At 43.2% G+C, this 21,806-nt stretch carries 31 protein-coding genes; 25 read left to right on the top strand and 6 right to left on the bottom strand.

All coding sequences use genetic code 11. The annotated features are described in order from the left end of the window. Positions 1-5 precede the first annotated feature (5 nt). The 3 genes from ACJJI7_RS21515 to ACJJI7_RS21505 all read left to right on the top strand — a co-directional run bounded on the left by ACJJI7_RS21515 (position 6) and on the right by ACJJI7_RS21505 (position 2,957). On the top strand, positions 6-986 hold the full coding sequence (locus ACJJI7_RS21515) for a right-handed parallel beta-helix repeat-containing protein (RefSeq protein ID WP_444901259.1): 981 nt from the start codon (positions 6-8) through the stop codon (positions 984-986). Between the two features lie 295 nt (positions 987-1,281). After that, on the top strand, positions 1,282-1,431 hold the full coding sequence (locus ACJJI7_RS21510; protein ID WP_444901260.1) for a hypothetical protein: 150 nt from the start codon (positions 1,282-1,284) through the stop codon (positions 1,429-1,431). A 494-nt stretch (positions 1,432-1,925) separates the two neighbouring features. Continuing rightward, complete coding sequence (locus tag ACJJI7_RS21505) at positions 1,926-2,957, top strand: hypothetical protein (RefSeq protein WP_444901261.1); 1,032 nt, start codon at positions 1,926-1,928, stop codon at positions 2,955-2,957. 644 nt (positions 2,958-3,601) lie between these two features. Here ACJJI7_RS21505 and ACJJI7_RS21500 read toward each other — a convergent pair. The 3 genes from ACJJI7_RS21500 to ACJJI7_RS21490 all read right to left on the bottom strand — a co-directional run bounded on the left by ACJJI7_RS21500 (position 3,602) and on the right by ACJJI7_RS21490 (position 5,466). Further along, the gene (locus tag ACJJI7_RS21500) at positions 3,602-3,874 is read right to left on the bottom strand and encodes a site-specific integrase (protein ID WP_282952997.1); all 273 of its coding nucleotides are present in this window, start codon (positions 3,872-3,874) and stop codon (positions 3,602-3,604) included. Positions 3,875-4,904: 1,030 nt separating this feature from the next. Next, the gene (locus tag ACJJI7_RS21495; RefSeq protein ID WP_282952998.1) at positions 4,905-5,129 is read right to left on the bottom strand and encodes a hypothetical protein; all 225 of its coding nucleotides are present in this window, start codon (positions 5,127-5,129) and stop codon (positions 4,905-4,907) included. Next, complete coding sequence (locus ACJJI7_RS21490) at positions 5,119-5,466, bottom strand: hypothetical protein (protein WP_282952999.1); 348 nt, start codon at positions 5,464-5,466, stop codon at positions 5,119-5,121. Before ACJJI7_RS21490 ends, ACJJI7_RS21495 begins: the two co-directional genes overlap by 11 nt. On the opposite strand from ACJJI7_RS21490, the gene ACJJI7_RS21485 reads away from it, so the two are divergent. The 22 genes from ACJJI7_RS21485 to ACJJI7_RS21380 all read left to right on the top strand — a co-directional run bounded on the left by ACJJI7_RS21485 (position 5,461) and on the right by ACJJI7_RS21380 (position 17,645). Then, the gene (locus ACJJI7_RS21485) at positions 5,461-5,844 is read left to right on the top strand and encodes a hypothetical protein (RefSeq protein ID WP_282953000.1); all 384 of its coding nucleotides are present in this window, start codon (positions 5,461-5,463) and stop codon (positions 5,842-5,844) included. The genes ACJJI7_RS21490 and ACJJI7_RS21485 overlap by 6 nt on opposite strands. 315 nt (positions 5,845-6,159) lie before the next feature. Further along, complete coding sequence (locus ACJJI7_RS21480; RefSeq protein WP_282953001.1) at positions 6,160-6,453, top strand: hypothetical protein; 294 nt, start codon at positions 6,160-6,162, stop codon at positions 6,451-6,453. 151 nt (positions 6,454-6,604) lie between these two features. After that, positions 6,605-7,114, top strand: coding sequence for a hypothetical protein (locus ACJJI7_RS21475; protein WP_282953002.1), 510 nt, complete (start codon positions 6,605-6,607; stop codon positions 7,112-7,114). 90 nt (positions 7,115-7,204) lie between these two features. Next, the gene (locus ACJJI7_RS21470; protein ID WP_282953003.1) at positions 7,205-7,948 is read left to right on the top strand and encodes a lysozyme inhibitor LprI family protein; all 744 of its coding nucleotides are present in this window, start codon (positions 7,205-7,207) and stop codon (positions 7,946-7,948) included. A 75-nt stretch (positions 7,949-8,023) separates the two neighbouring features. After that, positions 8,024-8,311: a hypothetical protein gene (locus tag ACJJI7_RS21465; protein WP_282953004.1), complete on the top strand. Its 288-nt coding sequence runs from the start codon at positions 8,024-8,026 to the stop codon at positions 8,309-8,311. Between the two features lie 157 nt (positions 8,312-8,468). Then, entirely contained in the window at positions 8,469-8,834 is a 366-nt protein-coding gene (locus ACJJI7_RS21460) for a hypothetical protein (protein ID WP_282953005.1), read from the top strand. A gap of 86 nt (positions 8,835-8,920) precedes the next feature. Then, the gene (locus tag ACJJI7_RS21455) at positions 8,921-9,325 is read left to right on the top strand and encodes a hypothetical protein (protein WP_282953006.1); all 405 of its coding nucleotides are present in this window, start codon (positions 8,921-8,923) and stop codon (positions 9,323-9,325) included. A gap of 436 nt (positions 9,326-9,761) precedes the next feature. After that, the gene (locus ACJJI7_RS21450) at positions 9,762-10,166 is read left to right on the top strand and encodes a hypothetical protein (protein ID WP_282953007.1); all 405 of its coding nucleotides are present in this window, start codon (positions 9,762-9,764) and stop codon (positions 10,164-10,166) included. 38 nt (positions 10,167-10,204) lie between these two features. Then, positions 10,205-10,522 (top strand): hypothetical protein, encoded by a 318-nt coding sequence (locus ACJJI7_RS21445; protein WP_282953008.1) that lies wholly within the window; start codon positions 10,205-10,207, stop codon positions 10,520-10,522. 89 nt (positions 10,523-10,611) lie between these two features. Then, positions 10,612-10,989, top strand: a complete 378-nt coding sequence (locus ACJJI7_RS21440; protein ID WP_282953009.1) for a hypothetical protein — start codon at positions 10,612-10,614, stop codon at positions 10,987-10,989. Between the two features lie 130 nt (positions 10,990-11,119). After that, positions 11,120-11,440 (top strand): hypothetical protein, encoded by a 321-nt coding sequence (locus ACJJI7_RS21435; RefSeq protein ID WP_282953010.1) that lies wholly within the window; start codon positions 11,120-11,122, stop codon positions 11,438-11,440. A gap of 90 nt (positions 11,441-11,530) precedes the next feature. After that, entirely contained in the window at positions 11,531-11,815 is a 285-nt protein-coding gene (locus ACJJI7_RS21430) for a hypothetical protein (RefSeq protein ID WP_282953011.1), read from the top strand. Between the two features lie 96 nt (positions 11,816-11,911). Next, positions 11,912-12,127 carry a hypothetical protein gene (locus tag ACJJI7_RS21425; protein ID WP_444901262.1) on the top strand — a complete coding sequence of 72 codons (216 nt, stop codon included), beginning with the start codon at positions 11,912-11,914 and terminating at the stop codon, positions 12,125-12,127. An 833-nt stretch (positions 12,128-12,960) separates the two neighbouring features. Then, on the top strand, positions 12,961-13,365 hold the full coding sequence (locus ACJJI7_RS21420) for a hypothetical protein (protein WP_282953012.1): 405 nt from the start codon (positions 12,961-12,963) through the stop codon (positions 13,363-13,365). Positions 13,366-13,473: 108 nt separating this feature from the next. Then, the gene (locus ACJJI7_RS21415; protein ID WP_282953013.1) at positions 13,474-13,725 is read left to right on the top strand and encodes a hypothetical protein; all 252 of its coding nucleotides are present in this window, start codon (positions 13,474-13,476) and stop codon (positions 13,723-13,725) included. Between the two features lie 251 nt (positions 13,726-13,976). After that, positions 13,977-14,213, top strand: coding sequence for a hypothetical protein (locus tag ACJJI7_RS21410; RefSeq protein WP_282953014.1), 237 nt, complete (start codon positions 13,977-13,979; stop codon positions 14,211-14,213). Positions 14,214-14,312: 99 nt separating this feature from the next. After that, positions 14,313-14,567 (top strand): hypothetical protein, encoded by a 255-nt coding sequence (locus tag ACJJI7_RS21405; RefSeq protein ID WP_282953015.1) that lies wholly within the window; start codon positions 14,313-14,315, stop codon positions 14,565-14,567. Between the two features lie 140 nt (positions 14,568-14,707). Next, the gene (locus ACJJI7_RS21400; RefSeq protein ID WP_282953016.1) at positions 14,708-15,016 is read left to right on the top strand and encodes a transposase; all 309 of its coding nucleotides are present in this window, start codon (positions 14,708-14,710) and stop codon (positions 15,014-15,016) included. Beyond that, positions 14,971-15,870: an IS3 family transposase gene (locus ACJJI7_RS21395; protein ID WP_475717150.1), complete on the top strand. Its 900-nt coding sequence runs from the start codon at positions 14,971-14,973 to the stop codon at positions 15,868-15,870. Before ACJJI7_RS21400 ends, ACJJI7_RS21395 begins: the two co-directional genes overlap by 46 nt. Before the next feature lie 37 nt (positions 15,871-15,907). Continuing rightward, positions 15,908-16,321: a hypothetical protein gene (locus ACJJI7_RS21390; protein WP_020413310.1), complete on the top strand. Its 414-nt coding sequence runs from the start codon at positions 15,908-15,910 to the stop codon at positions 16,319-16,321. 530 nt (positions 16,322-16,851) lie between these two features. Continuing rightward, positions 16,852-17,106: a hypothetical protein gene (locus ACJJI7_RS21385; RefSeq protein ID WP_444901263.1), complete on the top strand. Its 255-nt coding sequence runs from the start codon at positions 16,852-16,854 to the stop codon at positions 17,104-17,106. 182 nt (positions 17,107-17,288) lie between these two features. Further along, positions 17,289-17,645, top strand: a complete 357-nt coding sequence (locus ACJJI7_RS21380) for a GmrSD restriction endonuclease domain-containing protein (protein WP_282953018.1) — start codon at positions 17,289-17,291, stop codon at positions 17,643-17,645. Positions 17,646-17,772: 127 nt separating this feature from the next. Here the strand turns inward: ACJJI7_RS21380 and ACJJI7_RS21375 are convergent, their stop codons facing one another. The 3 genes from ACJJI7_RS21375 to ACJJI7_RS21365 form a co-directional block, all read right to left on the bottom strand. Next, positions 17,773-18,600, bottom strand: coding sequence for a hypothetical protein (locus ACJJI7_RS21375; protein ID WP_282953019.1), 828 nt, complete (start codon positions 18,598-18,600; stop codon positions 17,773-17,775). Positions 18,601-19,693: 1,093 nt separating this feature from the next. Beyond that, positions 19,694-20,212 (bottom strand): hypothetical protein, encoded by a 519-nt coding sequence (locus tag ACJJI7_RS21370; protein WP_444901264.1) that lies wholly within the window; start codon positions 20,210-20,212, stop codon positions 19,694-19,696. A 55-nt stretch (positions 20,213-20,267) separates the two neighbouring features. After that, positions 20,268-21,515, bottom strand: a complete 1,248-nt coding sequence (locus ACJJI7_RS21365; RefSeq protein WP_444901265.1) for a polymorphic toxin type 44 domain-containing protein — start codon at positions 21,513-21,515, stop codon at positions 20,268-20,270. Between the last annotated feature and the right edge of the window lie 291 nt (positions 21,516-21,806).

The following is a 21,806-nucleotide window of genomic DNA, read 5'->3' as shown; positions in this document are numbered from 1 at the left end:
AAAAAATGATTTTAAAAGTGCCTGCCTTTAGTTTATGGCCCATCGCACTTGGCACACTATCAATAGGTATATCCTCTCAGTCCTTGGCTGTAAGCTGTTATGATGTGATCAAAACACCCGCCATCCTTACGGAAAACCTTCAATGTGAGCTGTCTGATGCGAATCCTTATGCTCTCACTATTGCTGGTCCAGGCGGAAATTTAAGGATGATTGGTGATGGTGGGATTACATGTACTGGCAGTGTCACCAATGAAAAATTCGGGATATTTATTAAGGGTAGTTCTCACTCAGTAACTGGTGGAACTATTTCTAACTGCCCAGGGGGTATTCTGGTAGGGGGATTAGGATTTCACTCTATCCTTTATGTTGAAATTCTCGATTATTTGGTTGACGATGCTATACAAGTTGACAGTAATTTTAACCTTATCCAGGGAAATACGATCCTTGGAAATAAGGTGGATGGGGATGATGGAATTGATTCAAATGGCGATAACAATTTTATCATTCAAAATACAGTGATTGACTCTGGAGGTGAGGGAATAATAGTCGAAGGTAACTCCGTAACAGTCACCTTAAATGAGGTTGTAGGTAGTGCCTCGGCCGGTATTGATTTTGAAGGTTTAAACGGGACTATCACCTACAATACCTTGCTGGAGAATGATTTACATGGTATTGAGGTCGATACCAGTGGAGCTTTTGTTTTTCAAAATACTTCAAGTCACAATATGGCAGCAGGTATTGAAATTGAAGGCTCCAATAATGTTGTCAGAGGGAATACGTCAAACAATAATGGCACTGTTGGAATATTAGTGAGTGATCAACTTCCTGAAAGCTCCAATAACACTATAAGGAAAAATGTTGCTCTGGGTAATCCCATTGATTTAGAAGACCCTTTCGCTGACAGCTTTTGCGATAATTTGATTAACGATTGGGGTAATAATACTGCGGATTCTTCCACTCCGGCTTGTCTTCGCTTTTTGCCCTAGTATATCTGGGGCCTCCTTCTAGCTTCCTCATGTACGACTCCTCAAAACAATGAGGAGTTGTCATGCGTCTGATTTTACCTATCATCTTATCTATTGTTTTGTCTGGCAGTTTTGATATAGAGGCTAACATCAGTAAAGACTATGACCGCCATGAGTGACTGTCACGTTGGTCTGACTCTGGCAAAGCACCCGTCATGAGCTGCTAGTTCGGTTTTCCCTGACTCCGGTTACTTTCACCAATACTAAGCGCTGCAGGGGCGATACTGGCCTATGGCTGGACACATACACCGGCCAATTGTTCAGCCTGGCTTCTGACTTATATGTCGAGCATATTGCTGAAGACCCTGTGAATCTGTGGCTTGTCGACGATGGCCGCAACCAAAGTAAGGGGGACAAGGGCCCTGATGAGTGGATGCCACCCTATAAGCCCGTTCAGGCCATCTAAGTGCAGAAGTTTATGGTGAGAGCGCCTTTATCTCGAGGGAAGCTGGTGGCAGTATATCGCTTCTAGCTGTAATTATGCTTTCATGTGGCCTCCATCAATATACTTATCTAACCACTATTTTTATGAACTTATTTCCTAGTAAATTAAGATTTTTATCCTATGGATCCTAGCCTAGTTCTCTGCAAGACTTATCCCGTTGGTTTTGTTTGAGTACGATTTTAGGTGTCAGAATTACTTGGTTAACTCAGAGATAGATTTATCCAACCTTATAAATTGAAGTATGGGTTGGTTTTGCTCTTTCCAGACTCTTTCCATGCGCTGATAGTATCCATAGCAATATATGATTTTACTGTTTGATGAATACAGTATTTAGTTCGCTGGCTACTAAATCAGTCATTTCGATACGTAGTATAAAATTGTACGAAAATGACTGCCGTGCTCAACGATGACCACAAGATGTATATATGCGTACAACTATTGTATAAGGGTTACTAATGAAGAAGTTAATCTCTCTAGCTACTGTCGTGTCTGCTGTAATTGGTCTAGATGCCTTTGCGGGAAACAATACAGCGATATTAATTCAAGTTGGGTCCGATAATATAGCTAACTCAAATCAAGTAGATCCAACTACTCATAACAATCTCATTACCCAAACACAGATTGGTGTTTCTAATGGTTCGGATATATCTCAAACCACAGGCACCAACAATAGTACAGTAAACCATATACAAGTTGGGGAGTTAAATAGCTCAGAATCTATACAAGAGGATAATACTGCACTTAGTCTTATTTCAATTAGTCAGCTAGGACAAGGAAATATAACATACGCTGAGCAAGTAGATACTACTTTAGGCGCTGCTATCATTAATCAAATAGGTACTATGAATAATGCTGAAATTGGCCAAGGTACAACCATAGTCAGTAGTGCTTTGATTAACCAAGTTGGTACTATGAATATGGCTATTTCTGGGCAAAGTGAAACAATGGCGACTAGTGCCTGGATTAATCAGCTGGGCTCTATGAACGATGCTACTACTAGTCAAGGTGCAACTATTGCAAGTAGTGCTTTAATAAATCAAGGAGGGGCAATGAATACAGCCTTCCTGGCTCAGGGGGATACTACTGCTAGTATTGCTTTTATCAACCAAGCAGGCTCACAGAATACAAACTTTCTTGCTCAGAGTGAAGTAACAGCGAGCAGTGCCCTAATTGATCAAATAGGCCTAGGAAATAATGCCACCCTTGTTCAAGGTCAAACAACCACAAGTAGTGCCTCGGTCATTCAAGTCGGTACGGGGAATAATACAGATTTGTTTCAAATTGAGACTACTGCTAGCGCCGCTGTTAGCAATCAATTTGGTTCCATGAATACTGTAGATATCTCTCAAATGGGAGCTACTTTGAGTACAGCGATAACTTCTCAAATAGGTAGTAATAATAGCTACTCAACTACACAGACAGGAATTGGTCAAACAGCTATTGTCGTGCAAATTGGCAATGGAAATATGGGCTCTACGATGCAGTAGTAAGTGGCAGTAAATATTGAAGAGTATTTTAAGCAGCCTCTTGTATTGGCCACAATTATCTCTGAGTAAATTACACGCCCCCAGTAGATGACTGATGTTAGATGGATGATAGCCATGATGAGTATTTAACAGGCAGTCCGTCCTCTATACTCGCAGCAATGGTAACTCTAAGTAGGGGTATCTTCGATAGCAATTTTCGTGCTGCTGACTGATCTTTGGCACGAGTAGTAAGAAACGTTGTGGTAGTGGTACTTGATGGGCAGCTGGCATGCAAAATCTTGGACTTGAAGCGAGGCCGGCTATTGTCGGCCAATGGCAATTACAAGCCAATACCGGTCTGGGAGGGCCAAGAATTGCTAGTTGAGGGGGTGGTTAAGGCGTCAATCCGGTATCACCGTACCGCTTAGCAAAGTAGTGTATGCCTGTACAGTTTCGTCACTATTTTCGACGCTGCTTGCATAGGCGGCTATTCCAACTATAAAATCTTTTAAAACCAATGGGTTAGGTTTTTGTACCAGTGCTTCTGGGGGTGTGGTGGTCGTCGGTTCAAATCCGGCCGCTCCGACCATCTTTCTCTATATATCATGCGGCTTTCAGCCAGTTTTCCCGATTGAGCGTACAAAAACCCCGTAAAAAACTCTCAATCACTTCCGCAGCAGTAGTTTTGGGTCGATGCTGATACCCACTTCTTTGTATTCCCGCTCATGTCCACCGAGATAAAACTTCTCAGTAATTTCCGCATCTGTATGGGCGCATATTTCTGCAATCTCTTCCGGGCTGTGACCGGATTTCTTGAGCAGGTGAGAGGCTAGGGCGCGCAACTCGTGAAAGGTTGGCCTGGCGCTATTGGGTAAGTCCTGGCGAACCTCTGCGGTGTCTCGCGCCTCTTTAAATTGGTTTGATAGCCTTGCTGGCATTAACCTGCACTAATGTTCATCTTGCTTCGCCCGCGGCTGTCTTTTCTTTGGTTGATATGAAACCGCAAAAGGGCACCGGTAGTTTTGAAGGGAAAGCTGTCGGGCTTGGTTTATTATCTGGCGTAAACCAGGGTGGTGATTATAAGACCAGCGCAAATATGTAGCCCTCTCCTCGCCGCGTTGATTAATTGACTTCTCAACCCCTTTATCAATACCAGCATCGGTTACATGCTTATCCAGCCGCAAGCTGCACACATCACCACGGCGCATAGTTGTAAGCAGTGATAAATCATTAGCGATTTGGCTTTCTAATTGACGCTCCTGATGGTATTCGCACCGCTATGAATGTCTGTAGAGAATCCGAGGAACGAGAAGCATTTTTTGAGGGCGTCAGAAAGAGACTTTTTTGGCAGCCTCTTTATCTTCGAAAAAATACTTATTTTTATATGACCAATAGATGCGAGGTATATGGCAGTAGTTTTCAACATGACCGCCCACTCCATCGATCATGTACCAGAGGCGGAGCCTGATTGTATGGGTGAGGTTGTGGCCAATTTCCTGACCTTCCACAATTATTGGTGCGCTCCGGTCGTCTCGCTCTCCACAATTTCATAACCCCAACCAATTCCGGTTGATCCCGATATTTCGGTGGCTTTCTCAACCATGGTTATATAGTTGATACTGGCGGTTTTGCGGCCTTATAACGTTGATTCTTTTACAAAGCGAGCGTCAGTTTTCTTTACTCGCTGCCAGATACTTAGATTCTCAGACATTTTGCTCACTCCCGTGATTAAATAGGGAGGCTTAAACATCAAGCCGCCCGGACATATCCATATTCAGTTGCTAAAGGCTCCAGCTCCTCACGCAATTCTTTTGCAACTTGCTTTGCGCATTCGTCAGTAAACCTGGAGCTAAGATTTCCGGCTTCACACTGGTCTTTTTTATTTATAGCGAGGAGTTCGCCGAGCTTGTCTTTGTCGTACTACGTGTAGTGCGATGATCCGGATACTCAGGGCGGCGCTGTTACCCATTACGCAACCACCAACATTTCCCAGCTGGCCGCCAATACCTGGCGCCGAGGTGTTGGCACCATTACCACCCCGAGCAATGGCGGCGGCACCACGGTACTCGGAGACCCCTGGTGCGTTGCTGCAGGCAGTTGGCTGCGCGAAGGTTTCCTATCGGACAACTGCGAAAGCGGAGACCTGATCGACTGCTGGGATACCGGCGACGAGGAAACCCATCTAAGCCTCATTACTGGCGCGGTAGATGCAGAGCCAGAAATACCCTGCGTATTGCTCACCACAACAAGCGGTGCCTAGGTAATTTGCAGCCGTGAAACCCCCGTTACCGACCGTGCAGGGCGGGTCTACGAGGCGCAGTACTGCGAGGGCGTTGAGCTGGGTGTACTGCTTGAAGAAGAGCCGCTCACCTGGGAAACCGTCGAGCGGGTCGAATGTGCCGGCCTCCGTACCGTGTACAAGGTCTCTGTAGGTGGCAAGAGCTATGCCGCCGGTACCGGTCCCCAGCATCGCATCATCCCCCATAACGGCGTACATAAATCTGATTAAGCAAAGGAATAGATAATGCACAGCTTTTCCCCGATAACAGTGCCAGGCCTGATGGCCTGGCAGTTCGCCTACACCATCGATGACGGCCACAGTGCGGGCACTATTGTGCGTGCAACGGTAACCCAGATCACAGAGCCCACCAATAGCGATGCTCAAGCGACTGCAGTGCTTAAATGCACCATTGCCGTCATTGATGATCAGAATAATGTACAGACTGATGGCGCTGGTGATCTGATGTCCAGCGTTTATGTAACCATCAAGACTCTGCAGACCGATGCGGGCCAGCCGGTAATCGTCGCCGACCATGCCGCTGATTTGGTAGCGAGCTGCATTGTCGAAGTGGCTAACCGTCTGGCTGTGCATAACTCGATTGTGGCTATAGCGATTCCGAGCGGGTGATACTAGCTGTGGTTTTCAGTAGTGGAGAGGGCCTACCGCCGGTGCGAAAGCTCGAATTATAGAGCCATGGCTTACATCTTCAGAAATTCCCCCCTAACTTATTGATTTAATTATGGGTAAAATGTGTTCAAGAGCGGGGGGCGAGCCAGGCGACTTGAGCCAATGGCTCACTATCTCTGGTTACTATTTAGACAAAAATTTATAACCTGCTGTATGTATAGGCTTTTCTGTGGAGCTTGGAAGCTCCCTCCCAGAAATAGTGGCCAAATGGATAGTTAGCCATTGGCTCATTAATAAACTGTTAAGCGGTAAACTATGGAATTAGCTGGAGCCGTCATTTCAACCATTTTGCTAGCCGTTACGATAGTAATTGGTGGGTTGTGCTTTTTTAAAGGTATTTATTTTATGTTTAAAGCATCTGTAAATAGAAATAAGGATGTAACTAATCAGAGTTCATTTGTAAGGTTTAACTTTTTTAACTCTCTGTGGGTACCAAGAGGGTTGAATGAAAAAGGTAAGATTTATAGGTGTAAGGCTGCTAAAAATATGTTTGTATTCTTTGGCTTGCTGTTATTAACAGCAGCTGTAAGTAGCTATTTTGGTGTTTAGGTGGCATCGCTTAACAAACGGCTGTAGTCGCCATGTAAAAAGACGCATGGCTGGGTCGGCCTTTCCGTTGTTTGCTTATGTGCTTATCGCTAGGCTAGCACATCACAAAGAACTCCAAGTCCGCCCCTAAGCCGGGCGTTAACCATAAAAAATGATATCGAGCAAAATCACAATAAATGACGCAGAAATCAAGATAGAGCATGAAGAGTGCTCCGATCCCAGTTGGTGCCGAGATAAAGATATATTTATTGAGTCAAGTAACTCTGAAAATAACACTTTATCTACCATTACCTTCAATGATTATCTGACTATTTATGTTTTCTGGGAGTCGTGCTCATCGGGTGTATCTCAGGAAGTGTTGTACGTGCCTGAAACAGGTATTTTGTTCTTAGGTTGTGGCTCCATTAGTGCCCGGGTATCTACAAGAGACAGCAAACTCATAGGTATTGAGAATATGTGCCTCTTTTGGGGTTTAAGTAGGCATAAAGAGTATGTGCTTGAAACTGGTGAGTTAGAATGCTTCCTTTTTTCATTATCGGGCAAGAAAATATCAGCCACAGCTGTAGATCCGCCTTATGAAATGGAAGTTACAGAAAAAGGTATCAAGTTCGATTCCATTGTTCTTGGTAGCACTTGGCTAAGGTATGAGGGCAATGGTTAACAAGTCAAAGCTGTCCCCTTTTTTGTTCCAAAAAAGCCGCCAACTTCACCATGCCGGTGTTTGAGACGTTACGTGCGATAAGGATATTTAATGAAAATTAGTTTCTTTACATTAATTGCTTTTTTGATTGTTGGCTCACCTGATATTTTTGCCACAAGCTTTGATTGTGAGAAGGCTTCTACCAGTTCTGAATTATTGATCTGTTCTAATAGGCGACTTGGATCTTATGATGAAAATCTATCAGCTGTCTATAAGTCTGTCATGTCGACATTTGCAGGGCAAAAGTCGTTGGAGATTAAGAAAGAGCAGATTAGCTGGATTAAAAAGCGGAATGATGCATGTAAAGATGAAAAGAGTTGCATCTCGGCATACAAGCAACGCACAGCAGAGCTCAGAGAACTTTTATGGAGCGGGAGTGACTTAGAATCGTTTTCGATTGATCGGCAGTCATGTAGGGCAATTAAAGATCAGGAGATTCTAATAAAGTGCATTAAGTTGAATATTTACGATCCATGCGACGATGCTGGTGGTAAATGGGGGGCGGCACAATGTGGTTGGGCTCATAATATGATAGCTGAAAGAAGAATTGATGCTCTAGACGCAGAGATTATTGAGAAACTAAGTAAAGCTGCCGATGGAAACGAATTAATAGAACGCTTTAAATCAACCTCAGCTGTGTGGCGCTCATATAGGGATTCACACTGTGCACTTATAAATGAAATGGACGGACTTGAAAACTTCAGTGGTTACCGATTACATATGGCATTCTGTAAACGCCGATTAAGTGAAATGAGAGTGGTCGAACTAGAAAAAATCTATGCTAGTTCTGAATAAAAACGTAACAAGTGCGTGCATTTGACCTCCGCTTCGCTGCGGCAAATGACGCGGGCGTTATGAAGCTTTTCAACTATGAGCAATAAACAAAAAGAAGTAGTAGATGATGTATTGGTGAAGGATGCCCGCCGAGCTCTATGGGCAGTGGGTTGCATCAATTTACTGGTGTTATTCTTCTTTCTAGTCGAAGGTTTCGAGAATGAAATAGTAATTGTCGGATTGGTGGTGCAGGGAATAACCTTTGTATTTTGGCTAGTGCCAGTATTTCTATACCAGGTATTGAGGCAAAAGCTACCTCTTAAAGTGGCTACTTATAAAACTCTTTCTTCGTACAGGAATGCCATGGATCAAGTCTCGTGGTAGGGCTCCATAACAAGGTCGGGCAATTTGCTCTGGGCCTCCGGCCCTCCGCGGGGCAGCTTACCTTATGCGCCTTTCGCGTGGGTCGCTTTGCACCCATTTTCGCGCAAAAGACGCATAAGGTAAGCTGCCCCTGTCGGCGGCGTTATGTGTAAAATCCATGAGTAGACATCAAGGAAAGCAAGAAGAGCGAGAATTTGAGGGAGAGAAACTTCCTTCAGAATTCAAGCTATCTCGCTCTAAAATAATGTATATCGAAGATAAGTCGGGCGGCCTAGAAGGTGAGGCTCGTATTGGTCGTGTTTACTTATCAAAGTCAGGAAAAACGCTTTACTATCGAGGAATGAAATTTCAAAGCCTTAAAGGTAGTGGCTTTAAAGCAAATTACTTCGAGGTCGAGTCTGGTGACCACTATTGGATATCCGGGCCCCGTAAAGATAAAAATGACCGGCTGTATGGCGGTAACAGAGGTGTGGAAATAGACAATGATGTCCATGAAGAGTACAGGCAGTACATCAACACTTAACAAGTGGCGGCACAATCGCCACACTTCGTGTGGTTGGACAAAGCACTACCTGCTTTGCTTGTACGCCGGGCGTTAAGTGTAAAAACATGATCAAGCACATTTTCAAAATTTTAGGATTGATGCTTCTCTTTATAGGGGTAGGAACTATTGGGTTCTATAAATTGGCAGGAACATATTCCGGTCAAGATGCAATTTGTTTGTCTGGGCTAATTGCAGGTATTTGTGTTGGCTTGTGGTACGGAAAAGCAAATGGAGTTCAAGCAATCTATGCCGTATTAGCGTGTGCTGTTATTTTAAGCCTGCCGCTAGTGATTTTATCGCTCTCCATGGCTTACGCCAATCAAGACTACGCTGAGTCATTAGCGTTTTTTAGCATCGGTTTTGCGTTGCTTTCATCATATGTAGTAGGTCTGGGCTGGGGTAAACACTTAACAAGACAAAGCAGCAAGGGCCCTTCGGGCCGGGACGCGCTACCGCGCGCCCCCGTTTGAAGCGTTAACTGTTGTATGTACTATGAGACTATTTACTGATTTTTATACAAAGGTTGCACTTAAGCTTTATCCATTCAGGTGGTTATTAGTTGTGTCCTTTTTTCTTCCTTTTATAGGTTGGTCTCCTGTCTCGACGGCATTACTGGTAATGCTGTGGGTGTGGACGAATTTAGGACTGTTTATTGTTTTAACTTATGGACCTATAAACCATTTTGAGGGTTCTATTATATGGAGTGACGGGTGGCGGCCTATAGCTTGGGTTTTCCTAATCCCCATCCTACTGGGAGCCTTGGCTGCAACAGTTCTAATTCCATATGCTCTTATACAAAGTAGTTAACAAACCGCAGCAGGCGCTCCCGTTGGTCGCAGGGACAGCCAAAACACTGCGCTTATTTGTCTGCCCCTGTGCGGGGCGTTAGGTGAACAAGGAATATCATTGAAAAATTTGAAAATAGTTTTCATTGTCATTGCCTTATTTCTGGCAGGATGCACGAGTACTGGTAAATTGTATTACTTTGACTCACAAGGAGATCGAAAACTTGCATGTGATATAGAGTTTATTGGTAATCCTACTATTGATAAGTATGCAGTTGAGTATTCTTTAAGTTTGTGTGCTAAAGCAGCTGTCAAAAAAGGCTATAAAATAAACGAAACCTACTTGCTTGAAATTAATACAACGATTCCCAATGCACCATGTGGTCGTCAGTGGTCACATAAACTGGTAAAGGAAAAATATACTATTGGTGAGCTAACAAAGAAGGAATACGGTTACATAATCGCTTATATAGATCTTGGGCTTGCAACAACGGAGCAATGTTCACCTAACAAAAAATCCAGGTGACGCCCACGGCGCACCTGATCTAGGCGTTATGTTTTGTCATGAATAAAGTAGAAGCACATAAACATTCCTTCAGCCCAGAAGACTGGCCATTCGATTTTGATGACAATGTAGGGGCAGTTACCACCAAGTTCGTCATGAGCGGAGAGCAGCCCATTGTTGAGGTTCTCCACTGGAAGGGTGGTGATTGGCAGTTCATGTGCAATACCACCGAAGATGCAAGTGACGGAATGATTGTGTGTATGGGGTGCTTGTTTACGAAATTTCCATGGATAGCTGGATTTAAAGACCTAAAGCCCGGCTATGTGGCATATTTAGATAAAGGTCGATGGTTAGTTGAGCCCATCGATGAAACATAATAAGCCGCAGCGATCGCTCCCGTTGGTCGCTGAGACAACCAAAACGCTGTGCTTATTTATCTGCCCCTGTGTGGGGTGTTAGGCATCATATGAAAATAATCACCGAGCAAGATGCTTACTTCCTTGTCGCTCTAAATGCATCAGAGGAGTCATCGCTGATAGAGCTAAAATGGGAGTTTGAGAAGTGGGACCACGGTTCTATTGATGTAACCAACATCATAGAATCTCTCATCAATGACGGCACCATTTTGCTAAGTGAGCGAGACGGAGATAGCTTAAGTGACTACTCCATAAGCGACGCCCTAGTTAAGGTAGAGACTTGGAGTAATTCTGAGTCTTGGAGTACCATTCTATTTCTAACCGAGGCAGGCGATAGGCGGTGGGAAACCGACGATTGGGGTATTACCACGAAGCGTGCAAAGCATTTAATGTTTCCAAATAAAGGGAGTGTTACTCGTGTTCAGTAGCTGAGTAGAGAGCATGCCTAACAAAAAGCTTAACTACACTCCGGCCGCATGCGACCTCCGTCGGACAGCCAAAAGCGTGCTTCGCACTGGCTGCCGGTTAGCTCAATGTTATAAGCCTGAGGAAAGTGTGATGTGGGAAGCAATCGATATTAACAACTGGAAAGATACGCCATGTATTTCAGGTAGGGCTGCTACAAAAGCTGACGTATCGGAAGGCCGAGCAGCATTTTATGTTCCAACAGGCAGCGAGCCTTACGAAACAGGTCTTCCTCTGTTTGCACTCCAACTAGATGAGGAGTCAAATACAAAAGTACCTTGTGTCGTCATTCAAATAGAAAATACTCCAGAAGGTACGGCTGTCGGTGTTAGGTATATCGGTGGAGGCAATGGTTTGGGCATGGAAAATGAATTTGAGTTTTTTAGTGAAATACCTAGTGAAATCAGCTTATAAAGAGTTTAGGCAACATCGCTCCTTCGGGGCTGGACAGTCAAAGCTGCGCTTTGCCTGCCACTGCTAAAGGCGTTATGAGTAAAAGAGAGTATGGAAACCGATTTATTTGATCTCATCGAAAAAGTTCATGACGAGAAAACTTTTTTACAGTTTCTCACTGCGCTAATGAAAGACCGCGAGAGAGAAATTCAAATTGAAAAGAAAAGCCCATCGTCTCCATATAGTGCTGGGTCTTTAGGTTGGCAAAATATTACTATCGAAGGTTTTCTTGAAAGTGCTGTTGCTTACGCCGAGGACTCAGAAGCAAGCAATGAGCAAGGCAACGCATGGCTACGGGCGGCACAAATAATACATGCAGGCAAAACTTATGAGTGAGCTCACTCATAACAAGGTGTGGCACAATCGCCGCTACGCGGCTGGACTTGCTACACTGCGTTTCGCTCGCCTGTGCGCACTGCATTATTGGGCAATATGAATAAATTCAGCACTATGGCTGTCGCTTCTATTTCAGAACTGGTTGGTTTACTTGTCGGCCTAGTAGCATTTTTTATAAATTGGAACGTGTATGGCGGAGGTATGCCGGCTTACAAAGCTCTCTTGCTTCCGGGAAATATATCGCTAATTTATATATGGCATCCCATTTTTACGGAAGAAATCGATTTTTGGCCAAAACTTGCACTCCAGTAACTCGGCTAATTTGGTATTGTTGCAGTAGTGAGCGGAGTCGGCATTAAGCTAGTAAGCTGCCCCTGCCGGCGGCGTTAACTGTACGCTATGAATAAACATATTTGGGTGTCCGTAGTTATTATTGCTTTACCGTTTACCCTTCTAATGGTGGGGCGAAGCGATTCTGAGGTAATAAGTAATATTGGTCAGCTGGTTGAGATGCTATATCTCTCTCCTGGACTCATAGCAACAGACGAATTGTTCGGGTTCCAAAAAGATATAGGGCTTCTACCAACAAAATTAGGTAGGTTTTTATTTACAACGTTCTATTTGTTGATTTATTGGGGCGCTGTGTTCCTAATAACGAAAGGCGTGTGTAGTGACGTGCACCACAGTTAACAAACGCATGCTGTCGGACAACCGGGACGGCGCTTCGCGTCTAAAATCGCCGGTTTCCGCAGTCGCAGGCGTTATGTGCAATGAAACTCCGCCCTCTTCTAAACTAAAATACTCGCACAATGAATGAAAAGCACATCACACCCCTTTATTGGATTATTTTCATTATCATACCGACCTTAATTGTAAGCAACGCAGTCATAGCACTCTCTATGCCCAAATGGATTATCGTAGTGACAGTCTTTAGCCTTCTTATTGTGGGTGAGCATGGTTTAAGAAAGTGGAAACAAATCTTAAGCAGCAAGAAACCACCCAGATAACCATTACTAAATGCGCATAACAAGGCGCTCAAGGCGGACTCATTTTCATTGCATCAAATTTGTGCTTGAATAGCACAAATTCAAATCAACAAAATCAGCCGCTTAGCACGGCGTTAAGTGCGCGGAGGAATCGAGAAAGTGTGGGATGATCCCGTATTACCAAACATAGAAGAGCACTTTTGGGAAATCCGAAACGTTGAGTTCGAGCAACAGAAGAACCCTGAAACTTTCGAGATTCCATCTAAAGAAGATCGTTTCAACTTAAAGCGAGGGCAAGCTGCGAAGCTTGCTTTCGATATTGAAACTCAAGACGGAGATGGATCGGTTCAAGTCTCAGGAGAGCGGATGTGGGTTATTGTCCTTAAAAAGACAAAAGGTCATTATTTAGGCATCCTTGATAACGAACCAAGTTGTATCGAGCCGGGTAGTGGCTATCTAGAGCCGGGCTGTAAGCTTTGGTTCAAACCCGAGCATGTAATTGGTATTGATAACCCTCCAATGAACTATTTAACAAGTAGTTACCCAAATGAGTTCAGCACTTAACAAGGGCCAGCAGCGGACTGTCAAACCTGTCACTTTTTATGCTTGCGCACAAAAATCGCCAGTTTTGCCAGCCGCTGTGGCCGGCGTTAAATGTCATTCAGGATTAAAATGATGTTTTCATGGATAGTATTTATTTTAGGTTTAGTTGCTTCATGGCACTACACCGACCTTCAATCAGAAAGTGTATTTCAAAGTACGATCTTGCCAATTTTAGTAGGCGTATTTCTAATTCTACTGCTAATCAAATTTGTTTTTCTTTTAGGTCCGGATAGTGGTCGTGGTGGTCACAGTGGAGATAGCGGTGGTGGATTTTTTGGTGGTGATGGGGGTTGTGGAGGCGGAGATGGTGGCGGTTGCTAATGCTAACTTTAAAGTGCATGACAAAAACATTTAACAAAAATGTTAAACACCGCTACATGTCTTCGGCATCCCGCTGGACTCGCTCTTGCGTCGCTCGCCGTTTACATTGGCGATCTACAAATATGATACGAGTACCACTGACCATGTTGATTTTTCTTATTAGTTCTGCAGTGCAGTCAGAGATCCAATTTGTTAAGCAGGGTCACGAAGCTAATATTCCAGAATTGATTTCATCACTCATCTAAGAAAATATGAGTAGTACAGGAGAATTTACGGTTAAAGATCTAAACAAAATCGATGAAATACCCTGGCAGAAAATCAGTAGAGATCATGTTGTTTACAACTATTACATTCCGTCAAATCCAGTAATAAGCGATGTATATAGTTATGAAATCATTATTGATTTTAATTCTAATAGATATTGGGTAAAAGTTATGGGCGGAATTGCTGGCGCAGAAAACCTGTACTGCCCAGATATTATCCAGTAAATGTAGAACAAGAGGTTGCAGTATGTTCCAGCCTGCGGCCTCCATCGGACCTCGTCAAGCTACGCTTGCCGCGGCCGCTAAACCTGGCATTAAATTCGCATGGTCATATTTGCAACTACAAAAGAAGGGTTTAGAGAGCTTGAAGCAGTAATTAAAACAGGTAAGTACCCTGTTTGGATTGGCTGCAACGTTTTGAGTGCATCTGAGATAGATAGCTATCGAGAAATGAAGCTTGATATTACAAACTTCAGCTATGAAATTGATCCAGTAAATGAAGAAGAACTGAACGAGGCCCTTACAACAATAGCGGAGCATCACCCTGGTGAAAGAGTATGGCTAGAATGCAGGCCCTAAATTTAACAAGGCAAGGAAAAACCGCCCTGCGGGCTGGACGCGCTAATGCGCGCCTTTGCTTGTGGCGTTAGCGTTAAGACTTACCCACGTTTAGTAGACACCCTGTATAGTTAGGTTTAGGCCTAACACGGAGGTGTATCATGGGTAAGAAAATAACTCAGGCGTATACGGAGGAGTTCCGTAGAGAAGCAGTTAAGAGAGCAGAAAAGCCTGGAGCAACAACGGCCTCCGTGGCACGAGAGCTAGGCGTCAGCGCACAGCAGATCTACAACTGGCGTCGTCAATTTAATCGACTGTCTGATAAGCAGTTCAATAGTTTAGACGGCGTCAACTATTCCAAGCAGGAAAGCACTGAAGTTCGCAAGCTCAAGAAGGAACTGCATGAAGCACGTCAGGAGGTTGAATTTCTAAAAAAGGCAGCTGCGTACTTTGCGAACCACCAAGAGTAAAGTACGCACTGATACAAGAGCATGTGGGGTCATTCCCGGTTAGCTTGATGTGTCGGTGTTTAGAAGTCTCAAGATCGGGTTATTATCGATGGCGAGGGCGGTTGCCACCTTCTCGCACGATTAGAAAGATACGAACAATCGATAAAATCCGAGAGACGTTTACTGCGTTTAAAGGTCGTTATGGAGCGCCTAGAATCGCTTGCGAGCTTCGAGAGTTAGGTGAGCCATGTTCACGGAACTACGTCGCTAAGCTTATGCATCAGGAGCATATTAAAGCGAGAAACGGCAAAGGCTTTCGATATAGTCAGCCCGTAGAGGGGAGCATTAATGTCTCCGCCAACTTACTTAAGCGTTGCTTTGATGTGGATCGACCAAATTGCCGCTGGACAAGTGACATTACGTATATCTGGGTTCTGGAGCGGTGGTTGTACCTCGCGGTAGTTATGGATCTGTACTCTCGACGTATTGTAGGTTGGGCATTCGACTCCCAGATGACGGATGAATTGACACGTCGAGCATTGAAAATGGCTCTAGAGCGACGACAAATAAAGCCTGGACTAATAGTTCACTCTGACAGGGGTATGCAATATCGATCGCAGAAATACCAGGATCTCTTGTCCGAAAGCAAGTGCAAGCCGAGTATGAGTCGCCAGGCTAACTGTTGGGATGATGCGGCAATGGAATCATTCTTTAGCAGATTAAAAGTCGAGCTGGTCTATGCCGGAACATTCGAAAGCGAAGAGCAAGCAAAATCTGAGGTGTTTGAATACATTGAGATTTTCTACAATAGGGTTCGTAGGCACTCTGCATTAGGCTATGTAAGTCCAGCAGAGTATGAGCGAAAATACGCATAGTTAGAGTGTCTACTTTTTGTGGGCAAGACCAGTGCCTATGAGACTTCTCATCTTCTTGTTACTAATTTGGTCTTCATCATCTGTTGCAGGGGCTAGGGTAGAGTTTGAGTGTACACCGATTGAAGGTGAGACAAGTTTTCGTGTGAAGGGCTACTTTCATGAAACAGCACAAGGTGAAAATATCGGCATGGCCCACAGTTATGCTATTTTGGGCGAATACGAGACCATAAAAGGTTGTCGCGCCCCTTGGTATGAGAAGTTTCCTATTAGCGGCTCGACCAGTGTCAAGTTCATGCTCCACTGGCACGAATACATGCCTGGTTGTATGCAGCGCTTCATGATTCCACAGATATCCACTACTGGGCACATGTGGGTTTCAAGAAAGGGAGAGCCTAATTTAAAAAGCAAAATGATCAGGGCTAACTGTGATATTAATAGAGTTTCGGAGTAAGCACTTAACAAAATGTTCAACTACACTACGTCCGCAAGCGGTCTCCGTGGGACGCGCAAAAGCGTGCTTCACACCGTGCGTCGGTTAACTTAGCGTTATTGCTGTGACAGGTTGTGTTTGTTCCTACAGTTGGATTTCTGTACGTTTCCTCAAAATAATAGAGTGGTTGCTGCTTAGGCTTCATCAGCGGAATCTAAGATAAGTATAAATTTTGACAAATAGTGACAGGCATCTTAAGCAATCCCTCTAATCTGCCACTAAAATTCTATTATAGGGGTTCTCAAATTGGTCGACAGCGGTCAAAATATCGACCAGCAAAAGAGTGATTATGATTCTGCCATGTGCTTGGCTTTAATCAGAGATATAAACTATTTGATTTAATGGATTTAGCATGCAAGGTAGATAACATGGCACTTTTTTAGATGCCTTATTATTTATTATTTAGATTAGAATATGAAAAAAATATATTTTCTTTGTGCTTTTTTTTCTATTTCAAACAATGCGCTTAGTGCCGAAGTGCCGAAGTGCCAGTGTCTGAGATCACGTACATTGCTCCCTGGACTCCCTTTGTTGATGTACGGATGAGCACGCCGGCTATAGACCCTGAGAACTGTGGTAGTAGCAGTTCATACCGTATTGATCTCTTAAACGATTCAGGAAGCGAGGCTAAACTGTCAACTTTACTTGCAGCTTTTATGGCCGGTAAACAAGTAGGCTTGAGTATTAGTGGCTGCTTAAGTGGTCGCCCAAAAATAAATGCCGTGCGCTTGTCTAATGTGCAATAACCTGTGTTTGTTCTCCTAATCTACCTCCTGTGCGATCCCTTAAAGCAACAATGAGGGGTCGTCATGCACCTGATTCTACCGTTTTATCTGGCTGCCACGCTGGTCTGACTCTGACGGTAATTGTCAGAGCACACACCATGAGCTCCTAGTTCAGTTCTCCTTGGCACCTGTAACCTTCACCAATGCTAAGCGCTGTAGATACAGGCCTGTGGTTGGACCCTTATACAGGTCAATTCTATAGTCTGGCGTCCGACTTAGATGTTGAGCACATCGTGCCGTTGTCTTGGGCACATGAGCATGATGGTGCCAATTGGACTGTTAAGCTGAAGCGTCAATTTGCAGAAGACCCTGAGAATCTATGGCTAGTCGATGACGACCGGAACCAAACCAAGGGCGATAAGGGTCCCTATGAGTGGATGCTACCTTATGAACCGGTCCAGGTAATCTTTGTGCAGCGGTTTATGGCGATAGTGGAGAAATATGGACTGAAGTTCTCGCCGGAAGAGTCAACTCAGATATTGGCACTTCTGGAAGAGTAGGGTAGCCATAGCTCTAAGAGATCGTAGTCAGCCTTGGTTCTTAGAGCTATGTCAAAACAGGATCGTTTAATATGGCGGTTTGGTTAGGAATGTTACTCGAGAGCACCATTATCAATGGGTGGTGGTATTAACAGCTTACGCTTTTTGCAACACACCTGACCTCGTCACCTATTACTTCGCAAGTGACGTCAGCTTTCTTGCACCCTTCCAGGCCTGGCATATTTCCTCCCCAATTATTGTATCCTTGCAGGAATTCATTTATTTGCTCAGGAGTTTCAAGTACAAAAGTTCCAGCGAATCCTTTAACTGTCGTTGGTACAGAGTTGTTGTTGGCGTCTTTGGCGCTGCCTTCTATATACTCAAACTCTATTTGGTTGTTATTAATTTCAGAAATTTTGAATTTTGCAGATGATCCGTCCACAAAAACGATTGTTACTGTGATCTCTGCTTCGATTATTCCTGCAATTTCCGTTGCAGCTGTAGCATAGTTACCTATTTTATTTCTTAGGCCAATGTTTTCAGATAAATAATCTGCGATATCATTTCTAGTCTTACTTTTTCCTGACATGTCCCAGGCGCTATTTCCAATTTCAGCTGGAATTTGTATTGGGTCTGTTGTAGATAAATCTATATAGGCAATCATTAAGTTGTCAAAAAGATTCTCAAATTCGCTATCTACACTAGATGGTTGCCCTATTGCAGCGTCTGGCTCCATGCTCGATCCGCTTGAGTTCACACCTATGTATGCTTTAATAACGTCATTGTTAGTGTCAATTATGTAGTATTTCTTACGCCAGTTGTCGAGTGCTACCTCGTTAGCTTTATTTTGATAGCTTTCACAGTTGTTGCACCAATATACGTTTGGTTCATAAAGTTCTGGGGGCATTATTATTATTTGTGCACTAGTGCTGCCAGAAAAAATAAGAGCTAAGAAAGTCAAAAGTCTAGCGATCACGTTAAATATCCTTAATAAACTACTGGTTGAATGGTTCTGTTCCAGAGGCAGCCTGGATTACATAAAAATGAGCCTTCGCATCAAAAATTCAACCACTTCTAAGCATTTCGACAATATTTTACCTGAGGTTCACAGTGTGTGGGCTCCAGATGTATTACTCCTAGGTAGTTAAGCCTATAAGTGTCGATGTGCGCAGAATTATGTCAGCTATTTTGATTTGCATGGGGGCTACACTTTGTAGTTATAACATTATGCGTATTCGTTGATGTTGTATTTACCTTATAAATTATTTCGGTACACTTCTTCTTAAGATTCTTTGGCAGCTGATGCTACCAGTGTTTCAAATGTCTATCAATTAAGAGGCGCTCTATTTTTGGTGCAGTTGAGCCATAAAACTCTATTACTCTTAATGGATAGTCAAAAAAGGGATAATAAATACCTTTGCCAGTTTTGACTTAAAGTATTTAGGGTGTGTTTTTGTTGCTTTATGTATTCTTAAGATAAAAAGATGTATCTATTGCACAGAATTTTTAGCTAATTTTCAGCATAAGTTAAATTTATTTTCCTAATCTTTGCTTCAGCTCTTTGGATGCAGGCGGTTTAACTTAGCCCTATTTGCCTTCATCAGCATTAAGAGCTTCATGGCCAACAAAGGGGTGCGCCTAGACACCTACATTGGCTAGTTCTTCAGTCTGATCTGTTGAACACACCCTCGCATTTTCCTGAGCTGACCAGTCCAGTGGTTTAGCTTGCTAGACAGAGCTAAAAAGATGTTTGCAGAAGATTTTGGGATCTATGGTTGGTCGATGACGGCCGGAACCAGAGCAAGGGGAACACAGGCCCTGATGAGTGGATGCCACCGTATGAACCGGTCCAGGCAATCTACGTGTAGCGGTTTATGGCGATAGTGGAGAAACATGGGCTAAAGCTCTCGCCGAAAGAGTCAATTCAGATATTGACTCTCCTGGAAGAGTAGGGTCAACTGCTTTTGTATGGCCTTGCACACATTGTAATAATTGTCTTCAGTCTTGAGTACTTGCTAGGCCGTAAGATTTATGAGACCTCCTCCTTCATTTGAGGAGGTTGACGCCGTTCATTGAACATTACCTTTTAGATTGTTAACTTCAATTTGATCAGATTCAATCTTTCCAGAGTAGTCTTCTAATTCTATTATTAAGTGCCCCCCCTCTACAGACTTAATCTTTTCTTTTTTAACATTCTCGTATGTTTTTATCACAGTTTTTTTTGCGAGAATTAATGCCACTCTGTCTAGTTTGATAAGATTAGATAGAGTGGAAGAAGTAAAGGCCCCTCCATCAAATCTATCAAAAGTATAATAAGTACTTGGGTTTATTTCGTATGATGATTTTTTTTCTACTGAAAAATAATAAATCGTAGATATTGCCAAAAATAATACGCTATATTTAACCTTTTCTCTAAATGAGACTTTCCACTGTTTCAGTATCGTAAAGTAGATTGAAAAAATTATTACAAAGAATAGAAATATATTAAGCAGGGATGGAGAGTATTTCCAGAAAAAATCATACCCAGTAAAGGGGAAAATCATAAGGAATGTGAAGTAAATAATTGCGGTCAAGAAAATTTTTATCATAGTGATATTCACTTATAAGTGAGGCCTACCTTGGATTGACAGGCCTCAAAGTATTTTAAAGCGATTCTACAATGATTACAGTTCTACTACAGCTACCCCAGCAGCCACCAGATCCGAAATACATACCGCCTCCGCTCCAACCTCCACCATACCCTAGACCACCAATACCATAGCCTGGAGCAGCTGTAGTAGGTGAGTTTACAGTTTTGTTCGGACTGCAAGAGTCAGAGTTGCTATCGGCGTTAGCATCATTCTCATATATATCTTTACTATAACTATGCCCGCCCTTAATTGGTGCCGCATCATCATGGTTGTCCCCTTCTCCGGTTGCGAGCGCATGAGCAATATTTCCCACTAATTTTCCAATATCATTAGCGTCGGGGTGATTTGAGTTATTATAGTTTTGCCACTGTTGTACTACTGCTCCAGCGGTAAGTGCTTCCTGTTCAGTAAAGCCCATTTGATGAGCGGCAGCTCCATAAAACCAATTCCCAAACTCTTGGTCTGCATTGTAATTTGGGTTGTTTTTAAGGTCATAGGTTCGATTAGGTGCAAACATGCTAGCCATAACCGCCGCACTTAACGTGACTTTCCCTCCAGGGAGTTTGCTTGCTGCGATGCCTGCTCTCTTGAATTGCTTCAAGTGCTTATTGATATCAAAATTTGATGGCGGATTTGGGGCCTTCTGACTTGCAGTGCATGCTTGAGCAGAGCTTGAGGTTGCCATGAAAAATACGGGTTCTCTACACATGACGCTGTCACAGCCACCTGGATCAATAGGAGGAATTGTGGTTCCACCTCCTGAGCTGCCTCCTGAGCTGCCTCCTGAGCTGCCTCCTGAGCTGGTTTGTGATTTAACGTCGTAAATCTTTACAATAACCTGGGCTCTTCCATTTACCATAAGGTATGTAATGTCAACATCTTTGTTAGAAGTTAATTTTATGGTTGGAGCAATTTCGACAATGAGAGATTTATTATGTGTATTTAACGAAATTGCGTTAACAGTATCAGTACCTGAGATTGAATTTACGACTAGTTGCTTGGTATTGGAAGACCCTACCTCATATACAGATAATTTATTCTTAGTATCATCAAAAGCAAAAGAGACTATGTCAACTGGTGTTGAAGAAGGGATTTTATCTAGAGAAAAGCAGTTCTGATAAGAATTGGATTTATTTAGTTCAACCTGGACTAGGTCATTTTTTTCAATAACCACACAGTCCATACTGTCAGAGGCGAAAGCTTTACTACCAGCTAACCCCCCAATCAATAGTAAGCCAGAAATAAATCTTGACAAATACATCAATCAATTACCTATTTAAAGTTATCGTTATTGGCCAATAAATATTGACAATCGAAGATTACCAGGGTGACTTTTAGTGCACAACTGTCAAAAGTGACCATTTTCATATGCATGGTTGTTAGGAGTGCATATTGATAGGCTCTTTAAGAGCCTCACATACTGTGTGGATATTATTTAACGGTTAGAGCTAGCTAGAGCTTTTTTGCTGGTTACTTAACAACCATAGGGAACTGTTATTTCTAGTGGTGACATGTGTATGGTGGTTTTTAGCAGCTTACTGATCTGGAAATC

Source organism: Microbulbifer variabilis (assembly GCF_056232115.1).
The sequence above is the reverse complement of the archived record's forward strand: the minus strand, read 5'-3'. Positions and strand labels throughout refer to the sequence as shown.

Bases quoted from the DNA above. Each gene is read 5' to 3' on its own strand.
- ACJJI7_RS21515 (WP_444901259.1), top strand. From the start codon at position 6: ATGATTTTAAAAGTGCCTGCCTTTAGTTTATGGCCCATCGCACTTGGC.
- ACJJI7_RS21505 (WP_444901261.1), top strand. From the start codon at position 1,926: ATGAAGAAGTTAATCTCTCTAGCTACTGTCGTGTCTGCTGTAATTGGT.
- ACJJI7_RS21500 (WP_282952997.1), bottom strand. From the start codon at position 3,874: ATGCCAGCAAGGCTATCAAACCAATTTAAAGAGGCGCGAGACACCGCA.
- ACJJI7_RS21495 (WP_282952998.1), bottom strand. From the start codon at position 5,129: ATGAGGCTTAGATGGGTTTCCTCGTCGCCGGTATCCCAGCAGTCGATC.
- ACJJI7_RS21485 (WP_282953000.1), top strand. From the start codon at position 5,461: ATGCACAGCTTTTCCCCGATAACAGTGCCAGGCCTGATGGCCTGGCAG.
- ACJJI7_RS21480 (WP_282953001.1), top strand. From the start codon at position 6,160: ATGGAATTAGCTGGAGCCGTCATTTCAACCATTTTGCTAGCCGTTACG.
- ACJJI7_RS21475 (WP_282953002.1), top strand. From the start codon at position 6,605: ATGATATCGAGCAAAATCACAATAAATGACGCAGAAATCAAGATAGAG.
- ACJJI7_RS21470 (WP_282953003.1), top strand. From the start codon at position 7,205: ATGAAAATTAGTTTCTTTACATTAATTGCTTTTTTGATTGTTGGCTCA.
- ACJJI7_RS21465 (WP_282953004.1), top strand. From the start codon at position 8,024: ATGAGCAATAAACAAAAAGAAGTAGTAGATGATGTATTGGTGAAGGAT.
- ACJJI7_RS21460 (WP_282953005.1), top strand. From the start codon at position 8,469: ATGAGTAGACATCAAGGAAAGCAAGAAGAGCGAGAATTTGAGGGAGAG.
- ACJJI7_RS21455 (WP_282953006.1), top strand. From the start codon at position 8,921: ATGATCAAGCACATTTTCAAAATTTTAGGATTGATGCTTCTCTTTATA.
- ACJJI7_RS21445 (WP_282953008.1), top strand. From the start codon at position 10,205: ATGAATAAAGTAGAAGCACATAAACATTCCTTCAGCCCAGAAGACTGG.
- ACJJI7_RS21440 (WP_282953009.1), top strand. From the start codon at position 10,612: ATGAAAATAATCACCGAGCAAGATGCTTACTTCCTTGTCGCTCTAAAT.
- ACJJI7_RS21435 (WP_282953010.1), top strand. From the start codon at position 11,120: ATGTGGGAAGCAATCGATATTAACAACTGGAAAGATACGCCATGTATT.
- ACJJI7_RS21430 (WP_282953011.1), top strand. From the start codon at position 11,531: ATGGAAACCGATTTATTTGATCTCATCGAAAAAGTTCATGACGAGAAA.
- ACJJI7_RS21425 (WP_444901262.1), top strand. From the start codon at position 11,912: ATGAATAAATTCAGCACTATGGCTGTCGCTTCTATTTCAGAACTGGTT.
- ACJJI7_RS21415 (WP_282953013.1), top strand. From the start codon at position 13,474: ATGATGTTTTCATGGATAGTATTTATTTTAGGTTTAGTTGCTTCATGG.
- ACJJI7_RS21410 (WP_282953014.1), top strand. From the start codon at position 13,977: ATGAGTAGTACAGGAGAATTTACGGTTAAAGATCTAAACAAAATCGAT.
- ACJJI7_RS21405 (WP_282953015.1), top strand. From the start codon at position 14,313: ATGGTCATATTTGCAACTACAAAAGAAGGGTTTAGAGAGCTTGAAGCA.
- ACJJI7_RS21400 (WP_282953016.1), top strand. From the start codon at position 14,708: ATGGGTAAGAAAATAACTCAGGCGTATACGGAGGAGTTCCGTAGAGAA.
- ACJJI7_RS21390 (WP_020413310.1), top strand. From the start codon at position 15,908: ATGAGACTTCTCATCTTCTTGTTACTAATTTGGTCTTCATCATCTGTT.
- ACJJI7_RS21380 (WP_282953018.1), top strand. From the start codon at position 17,289: ATGCTAAGCGCTGTAGATACAGGCCTGTGGTTGGACCCTTATACAGGT.
- ACJJI7_RS21370 (WP_444901264.1), bottom strand. From the start codon at position 20,212: ATGATAAAAATTTTCTTGACCGCAATTATTTACTTCACATTCCTTATG.
- ACJJI7_RS21365 (WP_444901265.1), bottom strand. From the start codon at position 21,515: ATGTATTTGTCAAGATTTATTTCTGGCTTACTATTGATTGGGGGGTTA.